Below are 25,116 nucleotides of genomic sequence, written 5' to 3'. Positions count from 1 at the left end.
GTCAGTTACCTCCGTGGTTCGCGGCGGCCATCCGGCCGTGTCCTGGCGTGCCGGTGACCTGGCCGTCGGCGAACACCTCGGTGCCGCGGACGTAGGTCCGGTCGATGCGGGCGGAGATCTCGCGCCCGTCGTAGCAGGTCCATCCGATCTTGGACAGGACGCCGTCGTGGGTGATGGTCCACGGCGAGGCCATGTCGGCGACGACGACGTCCGCGTCGGCCCCGACGGTCAGCTCGCCCTTGAGCCCGGCGAGCCCGAACGAGGCGGCCGGTCGGGTCGCGACCAGGTCCACCACGCGCTCGAGCGTGAGCTGCCCCTTGTTCACCGCGTCCAGCAGGAGCGGGTAGTAGTACTGGATGCCCGGTGTGCCGGTGTGGGCGCTCCACATCTCGGTCCAGCCGACCTCCTTCTCCTCGCGGGTGTGCGGCGCGTGGTCGGAGGAGCACATGTCGATCGTCCCGTCGCGCATGCCCTGCCAGATGGCCTCGCGGCCCTCGTCCGGGACCCAGTAGGACAGCGCGTACGGGCCGAGCCGCTCCACGTCGTCCCACGTGGACAGGAACGGACCCCAGTGGTTGACCTCGCAGGTCACGTCGACGCCCCGCGCCTTGGCGCGCCGCACCGCCTCGATGGACCGCTTAGTCTGGATGTGCGCGATGTGGATCGGGCAGTCGGCGGCCTCCGAGAGGCGGAGGATGACGTCGATCGCCGTGTCCCAGATGACGCCGCTGCGCGCGGCGTAGGCGGACGCGTAGCCCTGCGGCGTGTTCTCGCCCCGGGCGAGGACCTCCCCCTCGATGTAGTCCATGAGGGCCTGGTCGTGCGGGTGGATGATGAACCGCTTCCCCGTCTTGGCGATCTCGTCCATCATCCGCAGGAGGTGGCCGTGGTCGTGCATGCCGGTGCCGGCGGGATGCGGGTAGGTGCGGCCGGTGTCGACGACCATGTAGATCTTGTAGGCGTTGATGCCCATGTCGGCCATCGCCTGGATGTCGTCCCACTGCGTCGGGGCGGGGTTGTGGTTCCAGTCGACGATCGACGTCTTCGCGTAGCGCTCGAACACGTCCGTGAGCGTCTCGACGTTCGTCGTCGGCGGGTTGAGGTTCGGCATGCCGAAGATCGTCGTGACCCCGCCGGCGGCCGCCTGCCGCGACGTCGTCTCGATGTTCTCCTTGTGCTCGTACCCCGGCTCGCGGGTGTGCACGTGGACGTCGACCATGCCCGGGAGCACGTGCTTGCCCGTGACGTCGACGGTCGTCGTCGCCTCGACGGGCGTGTCGCGGCTCACCAGTCCGGCGATCTTCCCGCCGTGCACGAGGAGGTCGGCCTCCACCGAGCCGCTCGGGGTGGCGACCGTCCCGCCGGACAGTCTCAGGTCGACGCTCATGAGGGGACCTCCATGGTCTCGGTGTGGTCGCCGGTGCTCCCGGCGCTGCTGCGGACGACGACGTCGGCGGGGCGCACGTAGCGGTCGAACCAGTCGACGATCCGCGGCGTCGTCTGCTCCCAGTACCGGTCGTACGCGGCGTAGTGCGTCGTGTGGTTCTGCATGATCAGCTCTTTGGGTCCCCGCGCGGCGTCGTAGAGCGCGACCGCGTGGTCGGTCGGGGTGGTGGCGTCTCCCTCGACGCCGATGACCAGGAGCGGGGTCGTGAGGCGACGGGCCGAGTCGATCGGCCGGTAGGCCATGATCTCCTCGGCGCAGGACAGCGGCACCGAGCTGGGGATGCGGTCGTCGACGTCGGCCTTGATCGTCGTCGTCTTGCGCTCCGCGGTCGGGATCATGATCTCCTCGCGGGGGTGGACCATCCGGCCCTGCCCGGCCGTGACGCGCAGCCTGCGGTCCTCGGCGAGGTCCTTGAGGTACTGCAGCCACTCCGACTCCGAGCGCATCCGGTGCAGCCAGTCCGTGCCGTCCGAGACGGGGACCTGGCTCACCGCCGCCTTGACCCGCGCGTCCACGTCGGCGAGGAGGATCGCGTTGCCGCCCCCGGTGCCGCCGGTGCCGAAGACGCCGATCGCGTCCGCGACGACGTCGTCGCGCGTCGTCAGGTAGGTGACCGCGTTGACGAGGTCCTGGAGCTGACGGCCGGGCGAGATCACCTTGTCGCCCGCCGAGTCGCCGAACCCGCGGTAGTCGAACACGAGCACCGCGAAGCCGGCGTCGGTGAGCGCCTGGTGGTACCGGACGTACAGCTTCGCGTCCTTGAGGCCGAGCCAGCCCGGGCCCTGCACGATCGCCCGGTACGGGCCCGAGCCGTCGTCCGGCGTGCGCCAGAGCCCGGCGACCTCGTCGCCCTCGCTGTAGAAGGTCACCTCGGTGGTGCGCATCCTCAACCCTTCGTCCAGGTACCGCCGCGGCGCTGCGGAGGTACCGCTCCGGCCCTGGTCACCAGGTCCACGTCTCCTGTCGGGCCGTCCGTCCCGTCCCGCCGCGGCGGTGCGGCACGCGAGCGCGCCCTGTCGAGCGGCCTCCGAAAGTATTACGCATTTCGAATCCAAAATCCAGCAACCTGCGGAAACGGTGGGCGACGGAGGTCCCAGGTCGCCCGCGGAGGCCCTGAGCAGCGCTGATGCGCGGGCTGGCCGCGCCGGCCGGCCCGGCCCCACCGGCGGGCGGAGGGGGTGCGCCGACCGGGGTCACAGCACCGGCAGTCCTGACAGGTCATGGTGGATCGGGCCCTCCACCGCGGACAGCGGCGCACCCCGTCCCCCCCAGGACCGCGCGATCACCTCCGCCGCGATCGACACCGCCGTCTCCTCCGGGGTCCGCGCGCCGAGGTCCAGCCCGATCGGCGACGAGAGCCGGGCGAGCTCGTGCTCCTGGACACCTGCGGCACGCAGCCGCGCCAGCCGGTCCTCGTGCGTGCGGCGCGATCCCATGGCGCCCACGTACGCGACGTCGAGGCGGAGCGCGACCTCCAGGACGGGCACGTCGAACTTCGGGTCGTGCGTCAGCACCGCCAGGACGGTCCTGCCGTCCACGAGCCCGCGGTCCGCCTGCGCGCGCAGGTACCTGTGCGGCCAGTCGACGACGACGTCGGGCGCCTCGGGGAAGCGCGCGACCGTGGCGAACACCGGGCGCGCGTCGCAGACGGTCACGCGGTACCCGAGGAACGCGCCCATCCGGGCGAGGGCCGCGGCGAAGTCGATCGCACCGAACACGATCATGCGCGGTGCCGGCGCCCACGCCTCGACGAGCACCCGGGCGCCCTCGCCCCGTCGCTCGCCGTCCGGTCCGTAGGTGAGCACCCCGGTGCGGCCGGCGGCGAGGAGGCCGCGCGCGTCCTCCCGGACAGCGTCGTCGAGCCGCCGGCCCCCGAGACCGCCGTGACACGAGACCTCGCCGCGGTCCTCCACGACGACGAGCCGCCGGCCCACCCTGGCGGGGTCCGGGTGCGCCACGACCGTCGCCACCGCGACCGGGATGCCGGCGCCCACCGCCGCCACCACGTCCTCCAGCTCCGGGAACGCCGTCGGGTCGACGCGCTGCACGAAGACGTCCAGCGTCCCGCCGCACGTGAGGCCCACCGCGCCGGCGTCGTCGTCGGAGACCCCGTAGCGCTGCAGCACGGGCACGCCGGTGCGCTGCACCTCCGTCCCGAGCTCGTGCAGTGCCGCCTCGACGCACCCGCCCGAGACCGAGCCGACCGCCTCGCCGTCGGGCCCGACGAGCATCGTCGCGCCGGCCGGGCGGGGCGCGGAGCGCCAGGTCTGCACCACGGTCGCCATGGCGACCGGACGGCCGGCGCACCACCAGCGGTGCAGCTCCGGCAGCACGTCCTTCATGGGACCTCCTCCGGCCACGGACCCTCGGCCGCGGCACCCGCGACGTGGATCCATGATACGAGCGCCCGTCACGAGCGGAAGAGCCGCCCCTCGATGCGCGGGGGCGCGCTCTCAGGGGGGCCCGGGAGCCCTCACATCCACGTCCCGGCCGTCGGCGACGTCCTCGCACGGCACGCGCAACGCGTCCGCCCGGGACAGGTGGTCCCGCGCGCCGCGGTCGCCGTCGGCCCCGGTGAGGACCGCGTCCCAGTGCCCCCGCCCGAGCAGGACGGGGTGACCGGGGACACCGTCGTACGTCGCCTGGGCGAGCGCCGTGGACAGGTCCGTGTCATCGGATGAGCCGCGCGTGGCCTCGAGCACGCGCTCGACGGCTCGCGCGGTCAGACCCGGGGTGTCCACGAGGACGACCAGCGCGGCCACGGCGCCGCCGTCCCGCGCGGCGGCCAGTCCGGCGGCGAGCGACGCGGACAGCCCGCGCTCCCAGTCCCGCGCCACGACCACCCTCGCCCCCGGTGGCACGAGCCGGCTCGCCTCCGACGCGGACGCCCCGAGCACGACGACGACGTCGGTGCACCCTCCGTCCGCCAGCGCGCTGCACCGGTCCGCCAACCACCCGGGCACGAGCGCCTTCGGGCCCCCGAACCGGCGGCCGGCTCCGGCGGCCAGGACCACGCCGGTCACGACGGGCCGCGCCGGCGGCGCGCCCTCCGTCCGACCGGTCACGGCCCCTCCTTCCGACGGCGCGGGCCACCACCCGCTGACGGCGCGGTCGCGCGCCCTCTCAGCGCAGCACGAGCGTCGCGACGCCACCGACGATGAGCAGCGCGCCGACGACGGTCGCCGGGCGGATCTGCTCGACGTCCCGCAAGAACACCACACTGGCCGGGATCACGACGACGGGCACCGCCGCGGAGATGGCCACGGCGACGGCCACGGGGATGTAGAGCGTCGCCCCGATCACCATGATCTGACCGCCGATGGCGAGGCCGCCGGCGAGACCCCAGAGCAGCAGGCCACGCCGGTCGGCCTGGCGCAGGTCCGCCCGGAGCCGGGCCATGTCGACGTGGAAGAGCAGGTACACCGCGATCCCTGCCACCCCACCGATGAGACCGCCCAGAACGGGCTCCGGCCACGCGCGCACCGCTCCCCCGCGCGTCACGTTGCCCAGCGCGTACCAGACCGCCGCCAGCACGGCGGGCAGCAGGATCGCCGGCGGGATCGCCTCCATACGTCGCCCACGCTCGCCGGGCCCCCGTGCGGCGAGCGCGTCGGCCGACCGAGGCACGCGGTTGGTGAGCAGCAGACCGACGATGATCACCACCATCGAGGCGAGGTCCACCCGGCCGAGCCCCTCGCGCAGCAGCACCCACGCGAACAGGGCCGCGAACGCGGGGTTGATCACCTGCACCGCGGCGGCACGCGAGGGGCCCATCGTCTGGACGGACCGGAAGTACCCGCGGCGCCCCAGGTAGCTGGCGAAGAGGCCGGCGAGCACGAACCAGAGGACGGCTGACCAGACGACGGGCGAGAAACCGCCCCGGACCGCGAGCTGCACGAGAGCGGCCAGCCCGGCGACGACGACGTTCGCGGCGAGGGCGACGAGGAAGCCGATGCGTTGGTCCAGGCGGTGGGTGGCGGCACGGACCACGAAGGAGTTGCACGAGAACATCAGCAGCGCCCCGAGCGCGAGGGCGTCACCCATCGCGCAGGGGCACCCGCTCGCCGTGGGCGCGCGCGACGCGTCGCAGCACCGTGGACGCGGCGGCGCTCGCCGCGGCGAGCACCAGGAAGCTCTGGCCCACGGTGAGGACGAGGGTCGCGGCACCGAAGAGCAGCGGCGCGGTGAACTTCCCGACGTTGCGCACCGTCCCCGTGAGCCCCGTGTACGTGGACCGCGCCTCGGGCGGAGCCATCTCGGTCACCAGCACGTTGTGCGCCACGCCGTAGACGCCGTCCTGGAGCCCGAAGAGCAGGAGTGCAGCGACGAGGACCGCCGGCGACGGCGCGAACGCCAACGCGACCATGCTCGCCGTCGTCGTCGCGAGGCTCCCACCGATGAGCTGCGGGGACGTCCACCGGTGCGCGAGCCGCTCGGTCAGTGCGGCCGAGACCGCGGCGAGCGTCGAGGCCACGCCAAGAGCCAGGCCGACGGCCGCCGGCGACATGCCCAGCCCCGTGACGCCGAGCACCGCCACGTAGGTGAGCACCGCGTACTTGGTGACGAAGCGTGCCGCCGCCAGGACCTGGACGCCGACCAGAGCCGGGGACTCCCGCACGGCGCGGGTGGCCTGCCCTCGGGAGCGCCGGGGCGGGCGCGCCGACGGCAGCCAGAGCCAGGCGAGGACGGCCGCAGGGGCGGCCAGCAGGGTCACGCCGAAGGGCGCCCACCACGCGACGGCGATGAGCACCCCGCCGAGGGCCGGGGCGACCGCCTCCGCCACGGCCATCGCGATGATCCGGCGACTCTGGCCGCGCGCCGCCGCGGCCCCCGTGGGGACCACCAGCCCGATGACCGCCACCGACAGCGACAGCACCGCACCGAACGCCGTGCCCTGCACCGCCCGCGCGAGCAGGAGCACGGCCAGGTCCGGAGCCACCATGGACAGAGCGCCACCGGCTGCGAACAGGAGCATCGACCCCGTGAACACGGACCGGACGCCGAAGCGGTCGGCCAGCGCACCGGCACCGAGCGCGGAGAACATGCTGGGGAACAGGAACACGCTCGTCAGCAGACCGACCTGTGCGGCGCTGAGGCCGAACTGCTCCTGGATCACGGGGATGCCCGGAGCGATGACTTGGATGCCCGAGGTCACGACCGCGGCGCCGGTCGCCGCGACGAGGACGATGCGCCCGGTCGAGCGGGGGGCGCCAGGGGCGGGGGCTCACGGTCACCTCTCGGGAGGATCGGGCACGAGGTCGACCGCCACGCACGCGCGACCGCACGGTCCGTGCCGTCGGTCAGTACTGCAGCAGGGAGCCGCCCTCGACGGGAACGCCGAGCACGGTGACGAACACGAGGTAGAGCGCCCCGCAGACGAGGGTCGTCGTGACCACCGTGGTGCGCCAGGTCTCCCGCGTCACCAGCCGCAGGAACCCGACGAAGACGACCGGCACAGCGACCGCGAGGCCCAGGAGCCAGCTGCCCGCGAGGAGCAGCCCGGTGAGGATCAGGCTCGTCCGCAGCCGGCGGTCCATCTCGCGGCGCTCGCGGGCTGCCTCGACCGGGTCGGGCGGTTCGTCGGCAGCCGCCCCGACGACGACCGGCGAGTCGTCGTCGTCCAGGGTGGGCGCCGGGACGCCGGTGCGGCGTGCCGGGACCGACGCCCCGGAGGTGTCCCGGGTCCCCGGTCCCCCGCTCCCGCCGGCACTCCCCGGCGCCGCGGAGCGGTCGATCAGCTCCGCGGCCTCCTGCTCGAGGTGGTGCATCATCGCCTCGGCGCCCTGCCCGTCCGCGATGAACCCGCCGAGGCGGGTGCGCAACGCGGGCAGGAGCGCGACGGCGAGGTAGGCCGCCACGAGGCCCAGGAGAAGGCCCGCCGTGAGAACGGGGAACGTCCGGGCCTGGTCGCTGAAATCGCCCGCCAGCACGAGCGCGGCGAGCGCGACGGACCCGAGCAGCACCATCAGGACGATGGAGACGGGTCGCGTGGCGGACCGGACGCCCGCCGCCAGCTCCTCGCGCGACCGCTTCCCGGCCCGACGGGAGTTGACCACCTCGTAGACGAGCACGGCGACCGTGAGGATCACGAGCACCAGCGAGATCGGTCGGGTCACGAACCCGCTCAGTCCGCCGAAGGTCGCCAGCGTCTGCAGGTACGAGCGCTCGACCATCGGGCCGAGGATGAAGCCGAGGATGAACGGGATGATCGGCATCCCCGCGGAGCGCATGAGGTAGGCCAGAAGTCCGAAGCCGAGCGAGACGACGACGTCCGTGATGCTGAGGTTCAGCGCGTACGCGCCGATGACCGCGAGCATGAGCACGGTCGGCGAGAGCAGTCCCGGCCGGACCCGAGTCACCTGGAGCAGCTGAGGACCGAACAGGAGCCCGAGGGCCGAGGACAGGAAGCTCGCGCCGATGAGGACGAGGATCGCGATCCACACGATGTCCGGCTGGTCGCGGATGAGGTTCGGCCCGGGGGTGACCCCGTGGATGATCATCGCTCCGAGCACGATGGCCCAGTCCGAGCTGCCCGGGATGCCGAACGCGAGGCTCGGCAGCGCCGAGCCCGAGTCCTTGGCGTCGTTCGAGGCCTCGGGCGCCAGGACCCCGCGGGGGTCGCCCTGGCCGAACCGGCCGTCCTTCGACGTCCGCGCCGCCTGGAAGTAGGCGAGGAATGCCGCGACCGTCCCGCCGACCGCGGGCACCAGCCCGACCCCCGTGCCGATGAGCGAGCTGCGGATGAGCAGGAACGGCTGCTTGAGCGTGTAGACGACGCCCTCCCAGACCTGGCTGCGACCGAACTTCAGCTGCGCGACGTTCTGCGCCACCCGCTGGTTGGTCCGCAGGAGCTGCAGGGCCTCGGTCACCGAGAACATCCCCACGAGCACGATGACGACCTCGAACCCGTTGAACAGCGCAGGCTGGTCGAACACGTAACGGACGTCGCCACCGATCGGCGCGAAGCCCACGAAGGAGACGAGGATCCCGAGCAGCCCCGAGATGACGCCCTTGAGCATGGACCCGCGAGCAGCCATGGCGATGATGGCCAGGCCGAACACGCCCAGCATCGCGAACTCCGGGAAGGAGAACGCGAGGATGATGCTCCGCACCGCAGGGATGAGGGCGATGAGGACGATCGTGCCGATGAGGGAACCCAGGAACGAGGCGGAGGCCGAGATCCCGATCGCGAAGCCGCCCCGCCCCTGGCGTGCGAGCGGGTAGCCGTCCAAGGTCGTCGCGGCGCTCGGCGACGACCCTGGGACGTTGAGCAGGATCGCGGTGATCGAGCCGGTGAAGGACTGCCCGGCGAGGGCGGCCACGAAGAGGCCCATCGCGGACGACGTGTCCATCCCGTACGTGAACGGGATCATCAACGCGATCCCGACCGATCCCCCCAGACCAGGGAGCAGACCCGTGAGCATGCCGTTCATGCATCCGAGCAGGAACGCGAGGAGGAACGCCCAGCTCCGCATGTCGGCGAGGGCTATCCATAGCCCGTCGATGAAGTCCACAGGTGTGCTCCCTGGTCAGGGGAGGGCACTCGCGGGAGCGAGATGCCCGAGTCGCTGAGAGCCGGGGAGAACCGTCAGCTGCTCAGCTCGGGGACGAGGACCTTCATCTGGTCGACCTGGTCGAGCATGACCTCCGTCGCCGCCTCCCAGTCCCGCGGCACGATCGGCCGCTCCGCCGTCTCCGCCCACGCGGCGAAGGCGTCGCTGCTCATGACCTCGAAGACGGTCTCCCGGAGGTAGGTCGCCACCTCCTCCGGCAGGTCTGGCGGAGCGACGATGAGTCGCAGCTCGGTGACCACGCCCTCGAGGTCCGGGTAGCCGGCGTCAGCCGCACCTGGCACGTCCTGGAGCCACGTCAGCTCCTCGGAGCGCTGGTCCTCGGTTCCCAGGAAGAGCAGCGGGCGGACGTCACCGGAGTCGATGAACCCGACGACGTCGCTCGCACCGTAGACGAAGAACTCCGCGTCACCGCGAAGGGCGGCGGCCACCACCTCGGAGGACCCCTCGGCGCCGTACGTCACGGTGGCGTCCAGGCCGAGGGCCTCGATCGTGGCGGCCGTCGCGAGGGCCGACGACGAGCCCTCCTCCACGGTGATGGAGCGCAGGTCGCTGCCGGCGACGAGGTCCTCGATGGTCTCGAACTCCGAGTCCGCCGGGACGTAGACCACGTAGGCGTTCTCGTCGACGCTGCCGAGGACGGTGAACTCCTCCGTCTCCCAGCGCGCCAGGTCGGGGTCCTGGATCTGCTGCGCGATCGCGGCCGGCATCGGGAGGATGCCGACGGTGTAGCCGTCGGGCTCCGCGGTGAACATGCTCGTGATGCCCTGCGGCAGCGGCGGGGTGTTGCGGATGACGACGTCGATGCCGTCCGGCAGGTACCCCTCCTCGACCATCACCTGCGCGACGCCGCGCGAGTAGGTGTCGAAGCCGCCTCCCGGGCTGTAGGGGACGATCCACTGGATGTCCTCCTCCGGCTCCCATGCCTCGGCCGGGGCCTCGGTCTCCCCGCCGGCGGCGGCGCCGCCGTCGTCGGGGGTCTCGGAGCCGCCGTCCTCGGCGGAGCAGGCGACCAGGACGAGAGGAAGGGCGACGGCCGCCGAGAGGGCGACGAGCCTCCGCCGTCCGGCCGGGGTGAGAGTGCGAGACATGTGCGCTGTCCAATCCGTGTCGACCCGGGGGGACGGGTGCTGGTAGGAACGGTGGCCCCTCGTCGTCGAGGGGCGGTGAGGCGCGTGCGGCTGGCGTCGGTCGATGCCCGTGGGCCCGCAAGGGACCTCGAGGTCCCGACCTCAGCGGTACTCGGGGATGATCTCCTCGGCCCAGAGCTGCATCTGGGAGAGCAGGTCCTCGATCGTCGGGTAGATGAACTTGAGCTCGAAGTGCGTGACACCGGCGTCGACGAACTCCCGCACGCGCTTCCGAACCGACTCGACGGAACCGAAGATGTGCCGGTCGAGCGCGAACTGGATCTCGTCGACGTCCCGCTCGTAGGTGTTGCTGCTGGTGCGGACGGTGGGGATCGCGCGAGCCATCGCCGCGTCCTCGTCCCGGTCGATCACGGTGAGCTTCTCCACCGCGATGGTGATCGCATCCGGGTCGCGCCCGTGCTCGACCGCCGTGTCCCGGACCACCTGGGCGCCACGCGCCATCTCGGACGGCGACAGCCAGCCGGGGACCCAACCGTCCCCGAGCCGCCCCGTGCGGCGCGCGGCGTGGTCCGTCCAGCCGCCCACCCACACCGGCGGGCCGGGCTTCTGCAGCGGCTTCGGGAAGATCTCGGCGTTCTCGAAGGACACGAACCGCCCGCTGTACGAGGCCAGGGGCTGCTCCCAGATGGCGCGCATCGCCTCCACGTACTCGTCGGTCATGGGTCCGCGCCGGTTGAACGGGACGCCGAAGACGTCGAACTCGCTGGACTCCAGGCTCGCCTTCGAACCGAGCCCGACGCCGGCGATGAGCCGGCCACGCGTCAGGTGGTCGAGGGTGGCGAGCTGCTTCGCCGCGTAGATCGGGTTGCGCATCGGCATGACGAGGCAGGCGACACCGATCTGGACCCGGGAGGTGAGTGCAGCCAGGTACCCGATCGTCGTCAGGGACTCGAAGAAGTCAGCCGACTGGTCGTCGGAGAGCGCCTCGTGCGCCCCGGACGAGATGTGGTGGCGGTGCATCTCGGAGCTCCACACCACGTGGTCGTGCAGGAAGACGGAGTCGAAGCCCATCCGCTCGGCCTCCACCGCCGCCCGGGCGATGTTGTCGACCGACGTGAGCGGGCCGGAGTTGGGGACGCGTACACCGAAGGACACCGTCGCCATGCGAGCTCCCGTCGAGCTGGTGGCCGCGATCGACGCTGATCACGGCCCGTGTGGATAGTGTATCCACTATTCGCTCTGCAGGGTCAAGGTCGGTCTCATCCCACGTCGACGCGCCGTCATCCACGGCGGCACATGCGTTCCCCGCGGGCGACCGACGACGACGGGCGCCCCCGTGGCCGGGAGCGCCCGCTGCTGTCGGCGACGATCCAGGTCAGGTCGCGTCCGACCCGACTCCCTGAGCGGCGGCCATCGACTGGAGCGCGTCCGAGACCTTGAGCAGGTGGCTGGAGAGCCACTTCTTCGCCCCGTCGACGTCGCGCGCGTGGACGTGGCCCATGAACACCTCGTGCCCGTGGCCGGGGTCGACGCGCTGCAGCAGCAGGTAGCGACCCACCGAGCCGCGCAGCTGGTTGGCAAGATCGAGCGCCCGCGGACGGCCGGCCTGCTCGTACAGCATCTGGTAGAGCTCGCGCCGGACGTCGAGGCCGCGGCCCAGGTCCTCCGGGTCCACGCTGTCCAGCTCGGCAGCCTTCGCCTCGAGCCGTTCCATGAGCGCCTCGTCCGCCCGTGGGATCGCGCGCTCGACGAGGTAGCACTCGACGAGCACGCGCATCTCGTAGATCTCGGCGATCTCCTCGGCGCTCAGGATCGAGACGGTCGCCCCGCGGTACGGATGGATGCGCAGCAGACCCTCGCTCTCCAGCTGGCGGAGGCTCGCGCGGACGGGCATCCGACTGATGCCGAGGATCGAGGCGATCTCGTCCAGGTTGAGCCGCTGGCCGGGCGGGAAGGCACCCTGGTGGATGGCCTCGCGGATGAAGGACTGCGCCATGTCCTCGACCGTCTGGAAGGGGCCACGCACCGCCTCGGCGATCGAGGAGAGCTGCCCCTGCGTCGCCGGGTGGTTGCCGTTCGCGTTGTTCGCCATCGAAGTCCTCGCCTCGTCGTCAGCGTCGCGTGATCCTACCCAGGGATGACGTCGTGGATACGGGATGTGGCTGGCGCGCCCATCAGCGGGAGCACAGCGCCTCAGTCGGTCTCGGGCAGGTCGTTCGCGAGTCGCCACACACGCTCGGGTGTGAGCGGCAGCCGCGTGGGCCATCGCCCGACGGCCCGAGCCACGGCCGCGGCGACCGCACCACCGACCGGGTTGAGCTGGCCCTCGCCGGCGCCCTTGGCCCCGTACGGCCCGACGCCGTCGCGGCGCTCCGCGAGGATGAGATCGATCTTGTTCGGCATGTCGCCCGCCCGCGGTACGCGGTAGTCGACGACGTTGGCGTTGGCCAGCTGCGGGCCGTCGTAGACGAGCTCCTCGTAGAGAGCGCCGCCCAGTCCCTGCGTGGCGGCGCCCAGGTCCTGCGCCTCGACGGCCTGCGGGTTGATCGCGAAGCCGACGTCGGCGACGGTGACGAGCTGGTCGACGTCGACCGCCCCCGTCTCCGGGTCCACCTGGACCGCGACACCGACCATGCCCGTCTCCCAGAACGGCGGCATCTGCTTGGTCTCGCCGTCCCGCCGCAGCAGGCCGACCCCGGTGATCTCGCCCGCCGCGCCGCCGAACCACTTCCGGACGACGTCGCCGTAGGTGAGCTCCCGCCCGTCCGGCGCGGCGACCCCGCCGGCGACCGGCACGACGTCGTCGGGCTCGCAGCCGAGGACCTCGGCGGCCATCTCGCGGGCACGGCCCTTCGCGTCGTCGCAGGCGCGCTGCAGCGCCAGGCCGACGAGCGTCGTCGTCCGGCTCGCGCCGGTCGTGCGCTCGTAGGCCGTCAGCGCAGTGTCGGACTGGCGCACGGAGACGACGTCGAGGTCGACGCCGAGCTCCTCGGCAGCCACCTGGGCCAGCAGCGAGCGGCTGCCCTGCCCCATCTCCGTGGAGCCGCTGAGCACGAGCACCGAGCCGTCGTACTGGATCCGCACCTGCGCGGTGGAGATCGGGTAGGCACCCGCGTCCGAGGCCGAGCACCCGAACCCGATGCCGTAGAACGGCACGTCCTTGCGGTCCCGTTCGAGCGAGTCGACGAGCAGCTCGAGGTCCGCGGGCAGGTCGGCGTCGATCCCGCGCTTGCCCGGCATGATCTCCTCTCCCGGCCGGACGAGGTTGCGCCGGCGGATCTCGGCGGGATCGATGCCGAGCTGCTCTGCCGCACGGTCGAGGTTGGTCTCCCCGGCGAGGTTGCCCTGCGGGGCGCCGAAGCCGCGGTAGGACGACGCGGGCGAGGTGTTGGTGTAGATGCTGCGTCCCCGCACGCGCAGGTTGGGCACCGTGTAGGGCCCGAAGCAGCGGTTGACGCACTTCGCCATGACCAGGGGGCTGTTGTCGGCGTAGGCGCCGGAGTCCATGACGATGTCGAACTCGCGCGCGAGGAACCTGCCGTCGGAGTCGAAGGCGCTGCGGACGTGGATCTCCGCCGAGTCGACGCGGGTGGTGTAGATCGACTCCTCGACCGACAGCACGAGCTTGACCGGGCGGCCGACCACCCATGAGCACACGGACGCGAGCGGCTCGACCTTGGTGTACGACTTCGAGCCGTATCCCCCGCCGATGTACGGGACCGTGACCTGCACCTTCGCCAGCGGCAGGTCGAAGACCCGAGCCAGGTCGTCGCGCACCATGAAGGGGTGCTGCGCGGTGCTGACGACCGTGAGACCGTGCTCGCCGAACGACGCCACGGCGTTGTACGGCTCCATCGCGTACGCGTAGAGCATCGGGAAGTGGACGGTGTTCTCGACGACGACGTGGGCCTGCGCCATCGCGGCGTCGACATCGCCCCACCCGAGATGGACCTCGTGCGCGACGTTCGAGGGCGTCGCGGGGACGTCGTCGGCGGTCTTGGCGAGGTTCTTGAAGCCCTCGTCGCCCGTCGCGTCGTACGTCTCGTCGTGCACGAGGGGGGCGCCGTCGGCGAGCGCCTGCTCCGCCGTCAGCACGGCCCGCAGGTCCTCGTAGCGGACGTCGACCAGGCCGGCACCGTCGGCGGCCGCCCCCGGGGTCTCCCCGAGCACGACGGCGACGGGCTCACCGAAGTAGCGCACCTTGCCGCTGGCCAGGATGAGGTGGTCGGCGATGATGTGGCCGAACCGGGGGAAGAGCCCTTCGAGGTCGTCGGCGGTCACGACGGCGACGACGTCCGGCAGCGCGAGGGCGCCCGTGGTGTCGATGCCCACGATGCGCGCGTGCGCGCGGTCCGAGCGCACCACCTTGGCGTGGAGCATGCCGGGCATCGTGACGTCGACGGTGTACTGGGCCTTTCCGGTCACCTTCTCGACGAGGTCCTTGCGCCGGACCGACTGACCGACGAGGCGGTGCGCGTCGGCGTGGACGCTGCGGAGCTGGCTCGGGTGCTGGTCGCCGCTCATGCCTCTCCCTGCCCGCCCGCGCGACCCGCGGCCGTGGCGCGCTGCTGCGCGGCCGCCTGCTCGACGGCCTGGACGATCGGGCGGTACCCCGTGCAGCGGCAGATGTTGCCCTCCAGGTGCTCCACGATCTCCTCGTGCTCGGGCTCCGGGTTCTCGTCGAGAAGGGCCTTGGACATCATGAGGAAGCCCGGGGTGCAGAAGCCGCACTGCAGTCCCATGCAGTCGACGAACGCCTCCTGCAGCGGGTGCAGGGTCTGCCCGTCGGAGAGGCCCTCGACCGTGGTGACGCTCCGTCCGTCGGCGTCCGCGGTGAGGTACGTGCATGAGCTCACCGGCCGGCCGTCCACGAGGACCGTGCACACGCCGCAGACCTGGAGCTCGCAGCTCACCTTGGTGCCCGTCAGACCGAGGTCGCCGCGGAGGAAGTCGGACAGCACGGAGCGCGCCTCGACCGTGCGCTCGACCACGGTCCCGTTCACCTCGACCGACACCGCCACGCGGAACCCGGCCGCGACGCCGACGTCGACCGTCGTGTCCACGGAACGGCTCGACTCGCTCATCGGGCACCCACCTTCGACAGGGCCTCCACGGCCCGACGGACGTACACCGCGGTCACGTGCCGCTTGTAGCGCTCGGACCCGGTCAGGTCCGGCGTGGGGTCGACCTCGGCCGCGACCGCGTCCGGGTCGAGGTCGCCGGGGGCGTCCACGTCCCACACCGCCGGGATCTCCCCCACGGCGCCGACGACGAGACGGGTCCGGCCGGCGTCGCGGTCCTCGACGAGGGCGACGCCGAGCGTGGGCCGCTCCATGATCTGGTACTTGAGGTAGACGGCCCGGGTCCCGGGCGTCGGCACGGGGACCCGGACGTCGAGCACGAGCTCCTCCGGCTCCTTCTCTGCGTAGTACGGGCCGACGATGAAGTCCTGGACCGTGACCTCACGGCGCTGGTCGCCGGCAGCGACGAGCGTCACGCTGGCGCCGTACGCGATGAGCGCGGTGCCGACGTCGGACTTCGGCTCGGCGAAGCAGAGGTTGCCGGCGACCGAGCCCTGGGCCCGCACGCGGGCGTTGCCGACCTTGTGCTCGACGCGGGCGAACATCGGCAGGTGCTCGGTGACGAGGGGTTGGACCGCGAGGTCCATGTGCGTCTCTCGAGCACCGATGACCAGGGTCTCGCCGTCGAGAGCGACACCAGCGAGCTCGTCCAGCCGCTTCACGTCGACGAGGGCGTCGGGGCGGTGCAGGCCGGCTCGCATGCCGAGCAGGAGCTCCGTGCCCCCGCAGTAGGCGCTGCTGTCCTCCCCGAGGGCGTCCAGGGCGTCCTCGAGGCGGCTGGGCCGGACGAGCCTGAAGGGAGGCAGCATCACGCGGCCCCGAGCTCCGCCTGGGCTGCCTTGAAGAAGTCCCCCATGATCTTCTCGGCCTTCTTGTTGATGGTGCCGGACCCCATCGAGGCCACCTTGCCGGTGACCTCGTACGAGCCGTCGAAGGCCACCTTCGTACCGCCCTCCTGAGGGGCGAGCGCCATGGTCGCCTCGATCTGGAGACGGGAGCCGACCTGCCGGTCCTCGCCCTCGGCCCGCACGCGCAGAGACTCGCCGGCCACCACGTCGCTCACCACGATGTCGAGATCCGCCCGGAGCTTGAAGGGACCGAGACGGTCCATGAGGACGGCGGTGTAGTGCGCGAGCGGGTCGAGCTCGACAGCGTCCTCCACGATCCCCACCCAGCCGACGAGCCGCGGCACGTCGGTGAGGGTGGTCCAGGACGTCTCCGGCGACGCCGCCACGGACAGCTCGCGGTGGAACTCCGAACGAGGCACGGCCTCTCCTTCCTCAGGGTCCGGACCGACCTGCGGTCTGATCCAGATAATGTATACAGACTCTAGGACGCTGCCCCTCGACGGGCAAGGGACCCCCTACCTCCTCACCACTCCCTCCATCCAGGGGCCACGGCCCGCGCCACCGGCCACGGTGAGCGGTCCTCAGTCGGGGACGGGTGGAGGCCGATCGGTGGTCGAGGGACGGCACAGCCGCGCCGCACCCACCATGAGCACCATGACGACGACGAGGGCGGCGTCGACCGAGACGAGGTCGGCGACGGCGCCGTTGAGCGCTGCGGCGAAGGGCCGGGAGCCGAGGAAACCGACCGACCACAGCGCCATGATCCGACCGCGGAGCTGGTCCGGCAGCCGACGCTGGAGCAGGGCACTGAGCCCGGTCACCGCGAAGGTCATGCCCAGGCCGGCGACGGCGAAGCCGGGGACGGCAGCCCAGGGGGTCGAGACGCCCGCCACCGCCCCGTAGCCCACGCCGATGAGCAGCAGGCCCGCCGTGGCGGACCAGGGCAGTCCGATGGCACGGCGGATCACAGGGATGACGAGGAAGGCGACCCCGGCTCCCACGCCGAACGCCGCCGCGAACGTGCCCGTCTGCGACGTGCCGTACCCCATCTCGCTGGAGATCGAGGGGGCGAGCGTGATCGCCGGGTCCGCGCCGACACCGACGGCGGCCACGCCGAGGAGCAGGAGCGCGACCGTCCGGTCCACGCGGAGATGGGCGAAGGCGGCCCGCATCGACGTGTCGGCCGCCGGGTCCCGCTCCGCCTGCGGGACGCGCATCCGCAGCAGGACCAGGACGAAGCCGAGGTTGCCGGCCGCGGCCAGCGCGAAGGCCACGTCGGCGCCGGCCGAGAGGGCCACCGCCGCACCGATCGCAGGCCCGATGGCGCGTGACAGCGTCACCGGCAGCATGTTGAGCGTCACAGCGGCGTCGAGCTCCCCGGGCCGCACGAGGGCCGGCACCATCGCGTGCATCGCCGGCCCTCCCGTGACGAACCCGATGCCGACGACGAGGGCAGAGAGCACGATGACCCACTCCGTGCCGGGTGCCCCGGTCCCGAGCGCCCAGGTCCACAGGGCAAGGCCGCCCGATCCCGACGTGACCACGAGGCGCCCCGCCATGACCTGGCGCTTGCGGTCACCCCGGTCCGCGAGGGAACCCGTGAACGCGGCGAACAGCACCTGGGGGATGAACTGGGCCACGCTGACGAGGCCCACCATGAACGCCGAGCGGGTGAGCTCGTACGTGAGCACGGCGGCCGTGATGCTGTGGATCCAGATCCCGGTCGACGAGAGCATGCGCCCCAGGAAGAACGCGCCGTACAGGGGATCGAGCAGCAGACGGACCCAGCTCCGCGGTGGTGGTGCGGCGGCCTCGACGGGTCCGGCGTCGGTCACGGCGGGCTCTCGAGCCGGTCCATCCCCTGCAGCAGCTCCCCGAGCAGCGCGACCAGCCGGGCGACGTCGTCGTCGGACCAGCCGTCGACGACCTCCGCGAGTGCGGCGCGACGGTTGCGCGTGACCTGCGCGAGGACCGCGGAGCCTGCCGCGGTGAGGGCGAGCGCCGAGCGTCGCCGGTCCTCCGCATCGGGCGTCCGGCTCAGGAGCCCGGCGTCGACGCACCGCTCCACGACGCGGCTCGCGGTGGACGGGTCGACGACGAGGGCCTCGGCGACGTCACCCACCGACGGAGCGCCTGCCGTGGAGCCGCGCTCGACGGCGCGCAGAGCACGGAAGGTCCCGAGCCCGCCGGGGATCGCCACAGAGCCGAGCAGGCGCATGCGGTAGCCCGACCGACGCGGGACCCGCTGGACGGCGACGAGCGCGTCGTCCAACGCATCTGTCAGATCGGATCGCTGCACCGGATGTGTGTACCACGCATGCATTTGCGGGGACAACACGCAGCCGACGGCGCCGGGGCGGGCCGGTCTCGGTGGCGTGACCGGCGCAGATAGACAGCGGATTCTTTATACAGAGTCTTGACTCGGTCTCTCCGCCGGTCCTACGGTCGCCGAAACGCATGTGTCGGACAGCGCGGTCCGAGTGACGAGGGGCTCCTCATGGTGGAACGGGTCTGGGACAGGTTCCTCACGGACCGGGACAAGGAGCACTTGGCTGCCTCGCCACCCACCGGTCGCTACGGCTTCGGCCGAAGCGCTGCGGTGCTCTCCGTCGACAACTATCGCAAGGCAGTCGGGGACCGCCCGGAGCCCCTGCTCGAAGCCATCAAGACCTGGCCCGGAAGTACCGGCCTCGACGGATGGACCGCCCTCGAGAAGACCGTCGACCTCCTGGAGGCAGCACGCACGGCCGACATCCCCGTCATCCACGTGACGGCGCTCGCCGAGGAGGACTCCGGGCTGACCGGCTGGGGTGCCCGCCTGGGAGGGCGGCACCGCTCAGAGCCGAGGACCTCGGAGGAGGAGGACCGCCACCGTCGTCGGCTCGACATCGTCGAGCAGGCCGCGCCACTCCCCGGTGAGGTCGTCCTGCGCAAGGCCGGTCCGAGCGCCTTCTTCGGCACACCGCTGGCTGCTCATCTCATCGGGGCGGGGGTCGACACGCTGATCGTCTGCGGCGAGAGCGTGAGCGGCTGCGTCCGCTCGACCGTCGTCGACGGCTGCAGCCTGCGCCTGCGGATGATCGTGGTCGAGGACTGCGTCTACGACCGGCACGAGGCGTCGAGCGCCATCAACCTCTTCGACATGGACCGGAAGTACGCGGACGTGATCTCCCTGGCGGAGGTCACTCAGTGGATCGCCGACTCCACCGGGGCCGTCGACCGACGGGCGGGCTGAGCGCTCGCCCCGCGAGAACGTGACGCCCCCATCACCCACCCCCAGTCCGGTCGCTCGCACCGGGCCCTCCGAGAGGACGAACGATGCGCACCAGTAGGACCGGGAAGAGCTTGGCACTGATCATCTGCCTCCCGTTGGCCCTCGCCGCCTGCGGCAGCCCGACCACGGACGAGACCTCGGACGACGGCGGCACGGACGCCGGGGCGGTCGGCGGAGACCAGGCAGCAGTCTGCGAGGCCGGTGCTGAGGAGGGGACCGTCGTCTTCTGGGGCAGCGAGGAGGACGCCACCCAGCAGAAGCTCGAGGCCGACTTCGCCGCAGCGCACCCTGGGATCGACGTCGAGTTCCAGTCGCTGCGCCCCGAGGACATCACCCAGCGCCTCGTCCTGGAGGCCGGCTCCGGGCGCGCCTCGGAGGTGGACGTCATCGAGGGGAACCTCGACGCGTTCGAGCCGCTGGTGGAGCGGGACCTCGTGCAGCAGGACGTGGACTGGACGTCTCTGGGTGTCCGGGAGTCCCTCATCACCGAGACCGGCATGGTCCGCAACAGCCGGATCGCCAACGGTCTCGTGTACAACCCGGACGTCACGCAGCCGGAGGACCTGCCGGAGACCTGGGAGGAGCTGATCGACCCCAAGTGGGCCGGCACCGTCGTCGTCGACCCCAGGGGGAACCCGCTGCAGGCGCTGGCGCTGGAGTGGGGCGTCGACGAGACCGTCGACTACGTCGAGCGGATGAAGGAGACGGTCCAGCCCGTCGTGATCGAGGGAGGCACCGCAGGCATGCTCACCGTGGCCAGCGGTGAGAACGAGCTAACGACGAACGGCAGGTCGGCAGAGACGCTCGAGCAGCAGGCGCAGGGTTCGCCCCTCGAGATCCACTACCTGGACGTCATCCCCACGTCGGACTTCTACCAGGTCGTCCTCGCGGACGCCCCGCACCCGAACGCGGCGGCGTGCTGGGTGGGCTGGCTCGTCGGAGAGGAGGGGGCGGCCAAGGTCCTCGAGTACGCCTACAAGGGCAACGACGACATCCCGGCCGGTGCGCCCGAGGATGCCGTGATCGCCGCCATCGAGACGGCCGAGGAGGTCGACCTGGCCGCTGACGCTGCGGCGCAGATCGCCGCGATCTGGGCGAGCCTGGGCACGGCCGGATGATCGTCGTCGAGGGTCTGAAGAAACGGTACCCCGGGGCCTCCCATTCCCAGCGGGCGGTGGACGACCTCTCTTTCACCGTTCAGGAGGGGGAGTTCTACACCCTGCTGGGGCCCAGCGGGTGCGGCAAGACCACCACCCTGAAGTGCGTGGCCGGCTTGGAGCGCGCCGACGGCGGGCGGATCTCCCTGGGTGACACGGTCGTGGTCTCCGACCAGGTCTTCGTGCCCACCCACCGACGCGACATCGGGATGGTGTTCCAGAACTACGCGGTCTGGCCGCACATGAACGTCTACGACAACGTCGCCTTCCCGCTCCAGGTGGGTGCTCGCCGGGAGTCCAAGACCTCGCAGCGCGACAAGGTGATGAACGCCCTGGAGCTCGTCGACCTCGGCGGTCTCGAGAAGCGGATGTCGACGGAGCTCTCGGGAGGCCAGCAGCAGCGGCTCTCGCTCGCACGAGCCCTGGTCCGGGAACCGCGCGTGCTGCTGCTGGACGAGCCCCTGTCGAACCTCGACGCCAAGCTCCGCGAGAGCATGCGCACCGAGTTGAGCCTGATCCAACGTCGGCTCGGGATCACGGCCCTGTTCGTCACCCACGACCAGTCCGAAGCCCTGGCGATGTCCGACCGGATCGCGGTCATGCGGGACGGGTCGATCGTCCAGGAGGGGACGCCGCGGGAGATCTACCACGAGCCGGCGGACGAGTTCGTGGCCTCGTTCGTGGGCTCGACGAACCTCTTCCATGGGGAGGTCGGGGCGTCCGCGGGCGAGGGGCACGTGCTCGTCGAGACGCCCTTCGGGCGGGTTGCCTGTGCCACGGACCCGCGGGTCGACCTCGCGGGTCCCGTCGCCGTGACGGTCCGCCCGGAGGACGTCGTCATCCATGAGGAGCGGCCGGCCGACGCCCACGAGGGACGCATGAACACCTTCCACGGCGTCCTGGAGATCGGGCAGTTCACCGGTGCGTCGGTCCAGTACCGCGTCACGCTGGCCAGCGGTGAGCACCTCACGGCACTGTCCGGCTCCCGCGAGGACCTGCCCTCAGGAGCGCGCGTCGTGGTCGAGCTTCCGGTGGACGCGTGCCGGGTCATCCGGCGTGCCCGGCCCGCCGCCGACTCGTCGGACGAACGGGACGCCAGCCCCGCGGGAGTCGTGGCATGACCGCGGTCCGCCGCCTGTTCACCCGCACGCCGCTCGCCTTCCCCGTGCTGGCGCTCCTCGTGTTCCTCGTGCTGGGACCGCTCGGAGTCCTGGTCTTCAGCAGTGCTCGGCTGACAGAAGGGACCCTGCCGTTCGAACCCGAGAGCTCCTGGACGACGCAGAACTACGCCGAGGTGCTGAGCGCCGGCACGGGGGCGATTGTCTGGAACACCCTCGTCCTGACGGTCGGCGCCCTGGTGGTCGCCTTCGGCGTCAGCATGGTGCTGGCCTGGCTGATCGAGCGCACGACGTTCCCGGCCAAGAAGGCCGTCTTCGTCATGGTGCTCGCCTCCCTCGGCATCCCCGGTTTCATCTCCGCGATCGCCTGGGCGTTCATGTTCAACCCGACCAACGGCGTGGTGAACGTCTTCCTCCGCGACCTGTTCAACCTCGCCGGCCCCGGACCGCTGAACATCTACACCATGCAGGGGATGATCCTGCTGGAGGGCCTCCGGCTGGTGCCGGTGACCTTCCTCCTCCTGTCCGCCGCCTTCCGGGCGATGGACGCGACGTACGAGGACGCCGGAGCTGCATCCGGTGCCTCCCGTCCCCTGGTGATCCGCCGGATCACGATCCCGCTGCTCACGCCGGCGATCCTCAGCGCCTTCGTCTACCAGCTCGCGGCGACGCTCGAGTCGTTCGACATCCCGGCGCTCATCGGGCTGCGCGCCGGGATCCCCGTCCTGAGCACGAAGATCTTCGTGGAGATCCAGCCGACCGGCGGCCTGCCGAACTTCGGGATGGCGAGCGCCTACGGCCTGCTGCTCATCGCCATCGTCCTCGTGCCCCTGATCTTCTACCAGCGCATCGTGGCGCGGTCGGAGAGGTACGCGACCGTCTCGGGCAACACCTACCGCGCACGCAGGGTCGTCGCGGGGTGGCGGACCAAGCTCTTCGGCGGTCTCTTCCTGGGGCTCTACCTGCTCCTGGACCTCCTGCTGCCCGTGCTGATCCTCATCTGGACCAGCCTCCAGCCGTTCTACGTCCCCCCCTCCGCCGAGGCGCTGAGTCGGGTGAGCCTGTCGGCCTACGGCCGCCTGCTCACCGACGACTTCGTGCAGCAAGCCCTACTCAACACCATCCTGCTGGGCTTCCTCGCGGGCGTCGCGACCCTGACCCTGGCGTTCACCGTGTCCTGGATCGTCGTGCGGTCCCGGTCCCGGCTGCGGAGCTCGCTGGACTTCCTCGCGTTCTTCCCCCACTCGATCCCCGCCATCGTGCTGGGGCTCGGTGTCGCGCTCATCTACCTCAACATCCGCGTGCCGATCTACGGCACCATCTGGATCCTCGTCATCGCCCTGGCGACGCGGTACGTCAGCCTGGCGACCCGGCAGATGAACACGGGCATCGGCCAGGTGCAGCGGGTCCTCGAGGACGCGGCGGCGGCGAGCGGCGCCTCCCCCCTGCAGGCCGTCCGCCGGATCTTGGTGCCCCTCGTGACGCCGTCGCTGGTCAACGCCTTCCTGCTCGTGGTGCTGCTCAGCGTCAAGAACCTCGTCTTCCCGCTGATCCTCAGCGGGCGCGACAGCGTGGTGTTCTCCTCGCTGATCTGGAACCTGTGGGACACCGGGGACACCGCGGGGACCGCCGTGCTGTCCCTCGTCATGATCGTGATCACGGTGGCGCTCGCCGCCGGCGTCCGGCGCGTGAGTCCGACGTGAGCCCGACGACCACCGCCCCTGCCGTCGGCCCCGGCGGTCCAGACCTGCGCACAGGAAGGACAGCGACGTGAGATTCGCCGATCTGATCGTGCAGAACGCCGTGGTACGGACGATGGACGATGCGGCTCCCCGTGCGCAGGCCGTCGCCTTCATAGGCGGACGCGTGGCGCACGTCGGCGACAACGCCGACATGGCGGAGTGGGCCGGGCGGGGCACGGAGGTGCTGGACGCAGGCGGGCGCACCGTCCTGCCCGGGCTGACCGACAGCCACACGCACTTCCACCGCGCTTCCATGCTCGAGTCCGAGTACCTCGACTTCGCCACGCTCGACCCGTCGACGCTCGGTGACGTGCTCGACGCCGTCAAGGTCCGAGCCGGCGAGAAGGAGCGGGGCGAGTGGGTCCAGGGGGACAGCCTCGACCCGCTGCGTCTGGACGAGCGCAGGTTCCCGACCCGGCACGAGCTCGACGCGGTGACCGGTGGGCTCCCGACGGTCATCCGTGGCGTCGGACGGCACGTGGTCGCCGCGAACTCCGTCGCGCTCGAGCTGGCGGGCATCGATCGGACGACCCAGGACCCGGCCGGTGGTCGCCTGGAGCGCGACGCGAACGGTGAGCCGACGGGCGTGCTGCACGAACGCGGCAAGTTGCGCCTCGATGCGACCCAGGCCGACACGGTCGTCCCCGCGCTCGACCAGGCGACGCGTCTGAAGGCGCTCCGGGCGGGATTCGCCCAACTCCAGCGGCTCGGGATCACCACGATCCACGACATCATGCGTGAGCCGCGGGAGATCTCTGACTACATCCTCATGCGGACGACGGGCGAGCTGGGTGCTCGCATCCGCTTCTATCCTCGGGCGGTCGAGGCCCAGACCCGCTTGGAGCACATCCTCGGACTCGGTCTCCGCACAGGTCTGGGTGACGACATGCTGCGTCTCGCCGGTATCAAGGTGAGCGTGGACGGGAACCTGACCGTCGGCAACGCGGCTCTCTACGAGCCGTACCCGGATGACGGGGCCGACCAGGCGCTCCCCGGCGCCTCCGCCAACTACGGGCTCGTCCGCGTGGGCCCGGAGGTGCTCCGGGCGACGATCCTCGACGGCCACGAGGCGGGACTCCAGGTGGCCGTCCACGCCATCGGCCAACGCGCCCTCGACATCGCCCTCAACGCCTTCGAGGACGCCCTCGGCACTGCTGCGGTCGGGCACCACCACCGGATCGAGCACGGGTTCATGCCACCGCGGCCCGGCCAGCTCGCGCGGATGGCCGCGCTGGGTCTCGTGCTGTCGACCCAGCCGTCCATGCTCAGCTCCGAGGGGGACTCCTGGTTGACCCTCCTCGGCGAGGAGCGCGTCCGTGGCGTGCTGCCGATGCGATCGGCGCTGGACGCAGGCCTGCACGTGCAGATCAACAGCGACTACCCGTGCTCACCGTTGAACCCGTTCATCGGGGTGCAGGCCGCCGTAGAGCGACGGACACGAGCCGGAGTGCTCATCGGCGCCGACGAAGCGATCACCGTGGGCGAGGCGCTGGCGATGATGACGACGGCCCCGGCGCAGACGCTGCACGAGGACGACGTGGCGGGCCGACTAGCGCCCGGCTACCTCGGGGACGCGATCGTCCTGTCGGACGACCCTTGGGAAGTACCCGTCTCGTCGCTGGCCCACCTGACCGTGGAGGCCACTGTGCTGGCGGGGCATCTGGTGCACAGCCGGCTTTGAGCCGGAGCCGCGTGCACGGTCGGACGACGCCGCTCACCGGCTGTGCCGGCGGCTGGGACCGAGCACGGTTCAGGGTGCGAGCACGGCCGGGCTGAGAGCGGCCATG

21 protein-coding genes are annotated in these 25,116 nt (G+C 71.5%); 5 read left to right on the top strand and 16 right to left on the bottom strand.

Annotated elements, in window-relative coordinates; translation table 11 throughout:
• Position 1: 1 nt before the first annotated feature.
• The 16 genes from LG379_RS04835 to LG379_RS04760 all read right to left on the bottom strand — a co-directional run bounded on the left by LG379_RS04835 (position 2) and on the right by LG379_RS04760 (position 18,337).
• Positions 2-1,387, bottom strand: coding sequence for a dihydroorotase family protein (locus tag LG379_RS04835; protein ID WP_225753464.1), 1,386 nt, complete (start codon positions 1,385-1,387; stop codon positions 2-4).
• A complete protein-coding gene (locus LG379_RS04830; RefSeq protein ID WP_225753463.1) occupies positions 1,384-2,331 on the bottom strand; it encodes an alpha/beta hydrolase in 948 nt (315 codons plus the stop codon). Before LG379_RS04830 ends, LG379_RS04835 begins: the two co-directional genes overlap by 4 nt.
• Before the next feature lie 309 nt (positions 2,332-2,640).
• Entirely contained in the window at positions 2,641-3,789 is a 1,149-nt protein-coding gene (locus tag LG379_RS04825) for an XdhC/CoxI family protein (RefSeq protein ID WP_225753462.1), read from the bottom strand.
• Between the two features lie 111 nt (positions 3,790-3,900).
• Positions 3,901-4,512, bottom strand: a complete 612-nt coding sequence (locus LG379_RS04820; protein ID WP_225753461.1) for an NTP transferase domain-containing protein — start codon at positions 4,510-4,512, stop codon at positions 3,901-3,903.
• Positions 4,513-4,570: 58 nt separating this feature from the next.
• Positions 4,571-5,491, bottom strand: a complete 921-nt coding sequence (locus LG379_RS04815; RefSeq protein ID WP_225753460.1) for a DMT family transporter — start codon at positions 5,489-5,491, stop codon at positions 4,571-4,573.
• Positions 5,484-6,635 carry an MFS transporter gene (locus LG379_RS04810; RefSeq protein WP_370634454.1) on the bottom strand — a complete coding sequence of 384 codons (1,152 nt, stop codon included), beginning with the start codon at positions 6,633-6,635 and terminating at the stop codon, positions 5,484-5,486. Before LG379_RS04810 ends, LG379_RS04815 begins: the two co-directional genes overlap by 8 nt.
• A gap of 112 nt (positions 6,636-6,747) precedes the next feature.
• Positions 6,748-8,961, bottom strand: coding sequence for a tripartite tricarboxylate transporter permease (locus LG379_RS04805; RefSeq protein ID WP_225753458.1), 2,214 nt, complete (start codon positions 8,959-8,961; stop codon positions 6,748-6,750).
• 74 nt (positions 8,962-9,035) lie between these two features.
• Entirely contained in the window at positions 9,036-10,109 is a 1,074-nt protein-coding gene (locus tag LG379_RS04800; protein ID WP_225753457.1) for a tripartite tricarboxylate transporter substrate binding protein, read from the bottom strand.
• Positions 10,110-10,250: 141 nt separating this feature from the next.
• A complete protein-coding gene (locus tag LG379_RS04795) occupies positions 10,251-11,273 on the bottom strand; it encodes an LLM class flavin-dependent oxidoreductase (RefSeq protein ID WP_225753456.1) in 1,023 nt (340 codons plus the stop codon).
• 211 nt (positions 11,274-11,484) lie between these two features.
• Complete coding sequence (locus LG379_RS04790) at positions 11,485-12,201, bottom strand: GntR family transcriptional regulator (RefSeq protein WP_225753455.1); 717 nt, start codon at positions 12,199-12,201, stop codon at positions 11,485-11,487.
• Between the two features lie 101 nt (positions 12,202-12,302).
• Entirely contained in the window at positions 12,303-14,633 is a 2,331-nt protein-coding gene (locus LG379_RS04785; RefSeq protein ID WP_225753454.1) for a xanthine dehydrogenase family protein molybdopterin-binding subunit, read from the bottom strand.
• Positions 14,630-15,193, bottom strand: a complete 564-nt coding sequence (locus LG379_RS04780; protein ID WP_225753453.1) for a (2Fe-2S)-binding protein — start codon at positions 15,191-15,193, stop codon at positions 14,630-14,632. The genes LG379_RS04785 and LG379_RS04780 overlap by 4 nt, the downstream gene beginning before the upstream one ends.
• On the bottom strand, positions 15,190-15,999 hold the full coding sequence (locus LG379_RS04775) for a xanthine dehydrogenase family protein subunit M (RefSeq protein ID WP_225753452.1): 810 nt from the start codon (positions 15,997-15,999) through the stop codon (positions 15,190-15,192). Before LG379_RS04775 ends, LG379_RS04780 begins: the two co-directional genes overlap by 4 nt.
• Positions 15,999-16,457: a CoxG family protein gene (locus LG379_RS04770; protein ID WP_225753451.1), complete on the bottom strand. Its 459-nt coding sequence runs from the start codon at positions 16,455-16,457 to the stop codon at positions 15,999-16,001. Before LG379_RS04770 ends, LG379_RS04775 begins: the two co-directional genes overlap by 1 nt.
• 162 nt (positions 16,458-16,619) lie before the next feature.
• Positions 16,620-17,873 (bottom strand): MFS transporter, encoded by a 1,254-nt coding sequence (locus LG379_RS04765; protein WP_225753450.1) that lies wholly within the window; start codon positions 17,871-17,873, stop codon positions 16,620-16,622.
• Positions 17,870-18,337 (bottom strand): MarR family winged helix-turn-helix transcriptional regulator, encoded by a 468-nt coding sequence (locus LG379_RS04760; protein ID WP_225753449.1) that lies wholly within the window; start codon positions 18,335-18,337, stop codon positions 17,870-17,872. The genes LG379_RS04765 and LG379_RS04760 overlap by 4 nt, the downstream gene beginning before the upstream one ends.
• 198 nt (positions 18,338-18,535) lie before the next feature.
• On the opposite strand from LG379_RS04760, the gene LG379_RS04755 reads away from it, so the two are divergent.
• From LG379_RS04755 to LG379_RS04735, 5 genes are all read left to right on the top strand, one after another.
• Positions 18,536-19,273 (top strand): isochorismatase family protein, encoded by a 738-nt coding sequence (locus LG379_RS04755; protein WP_225753448.1) that lies wholly within the window; start codon positions 18,536-18,538, stop codon positions 19,271-19,273.
• A gap of 83 nt (positions 19,274-19,356) precedes the next feature.
• The gene (locus tag LG379_RS04750; protein ID WP_225753447.1) at positions 19,357-20,430 is read left to right on the top strand and encodes an ABC transporter substrate-binding protein; all 1,074 of its coding nucleotides are present in this window, start codon (positions 19,357-19,359) and stop codon (positions 20,428-20,430) included.
• 56 nt (positions 20,431-20,486) lie between these two features.
• Complete coding sequence (locus LG379_RS04745) at positions 20,487-21,590, top strand: ABC transporter ATP-binding protein (RefSeq protein WP_225753446.1); 1,104 nt, start codon at positions 20,487-20,489, stop codon at positions 21,588-21,590.
• A complete protein-coding gene (locus LG379_RS04740; protein ID WP_225753445.1) occupies positions 21,587-23,290 on the top strand; it encodes an iron ABC transporter permease in 1,704 nt (567 codons plus the stop codon). The genes LG379_RS04745 and LG379_RS04740 overlap by 4 nt, the downstream gene beginning before the upstream one ends.
• 67 nt (positions 23,291-23,357) lie before the next feature.
• Positions 23,358-25,010 carry an amidohydrolase gene (locus LG379_RS04735; protein WP_225753444.1) on the top strand — a complete coding sequence of 551 codons (1,653 nt, stop codon included), beginning with the start codon at positions 23,358-23,360 and terminating at the stop codon, positions 25,008-25,010.
• Positions 25,011-25,116: the final 106 nt, after the last annotated feature.

It is taken from the genome of Actinotalea sp. Marseille-Q4924 (assembly GCF_916618755.1).
In the GTDB taxonomy this organism is placed as follows: Bacteria; Actinomycetota; Actinomycetes; order Actinomycetales; family Cellulomonadaceae; genus Actinotalea.
This window is presented reverse-complemented; position numbering and strand designations above follow the sequence as displayed.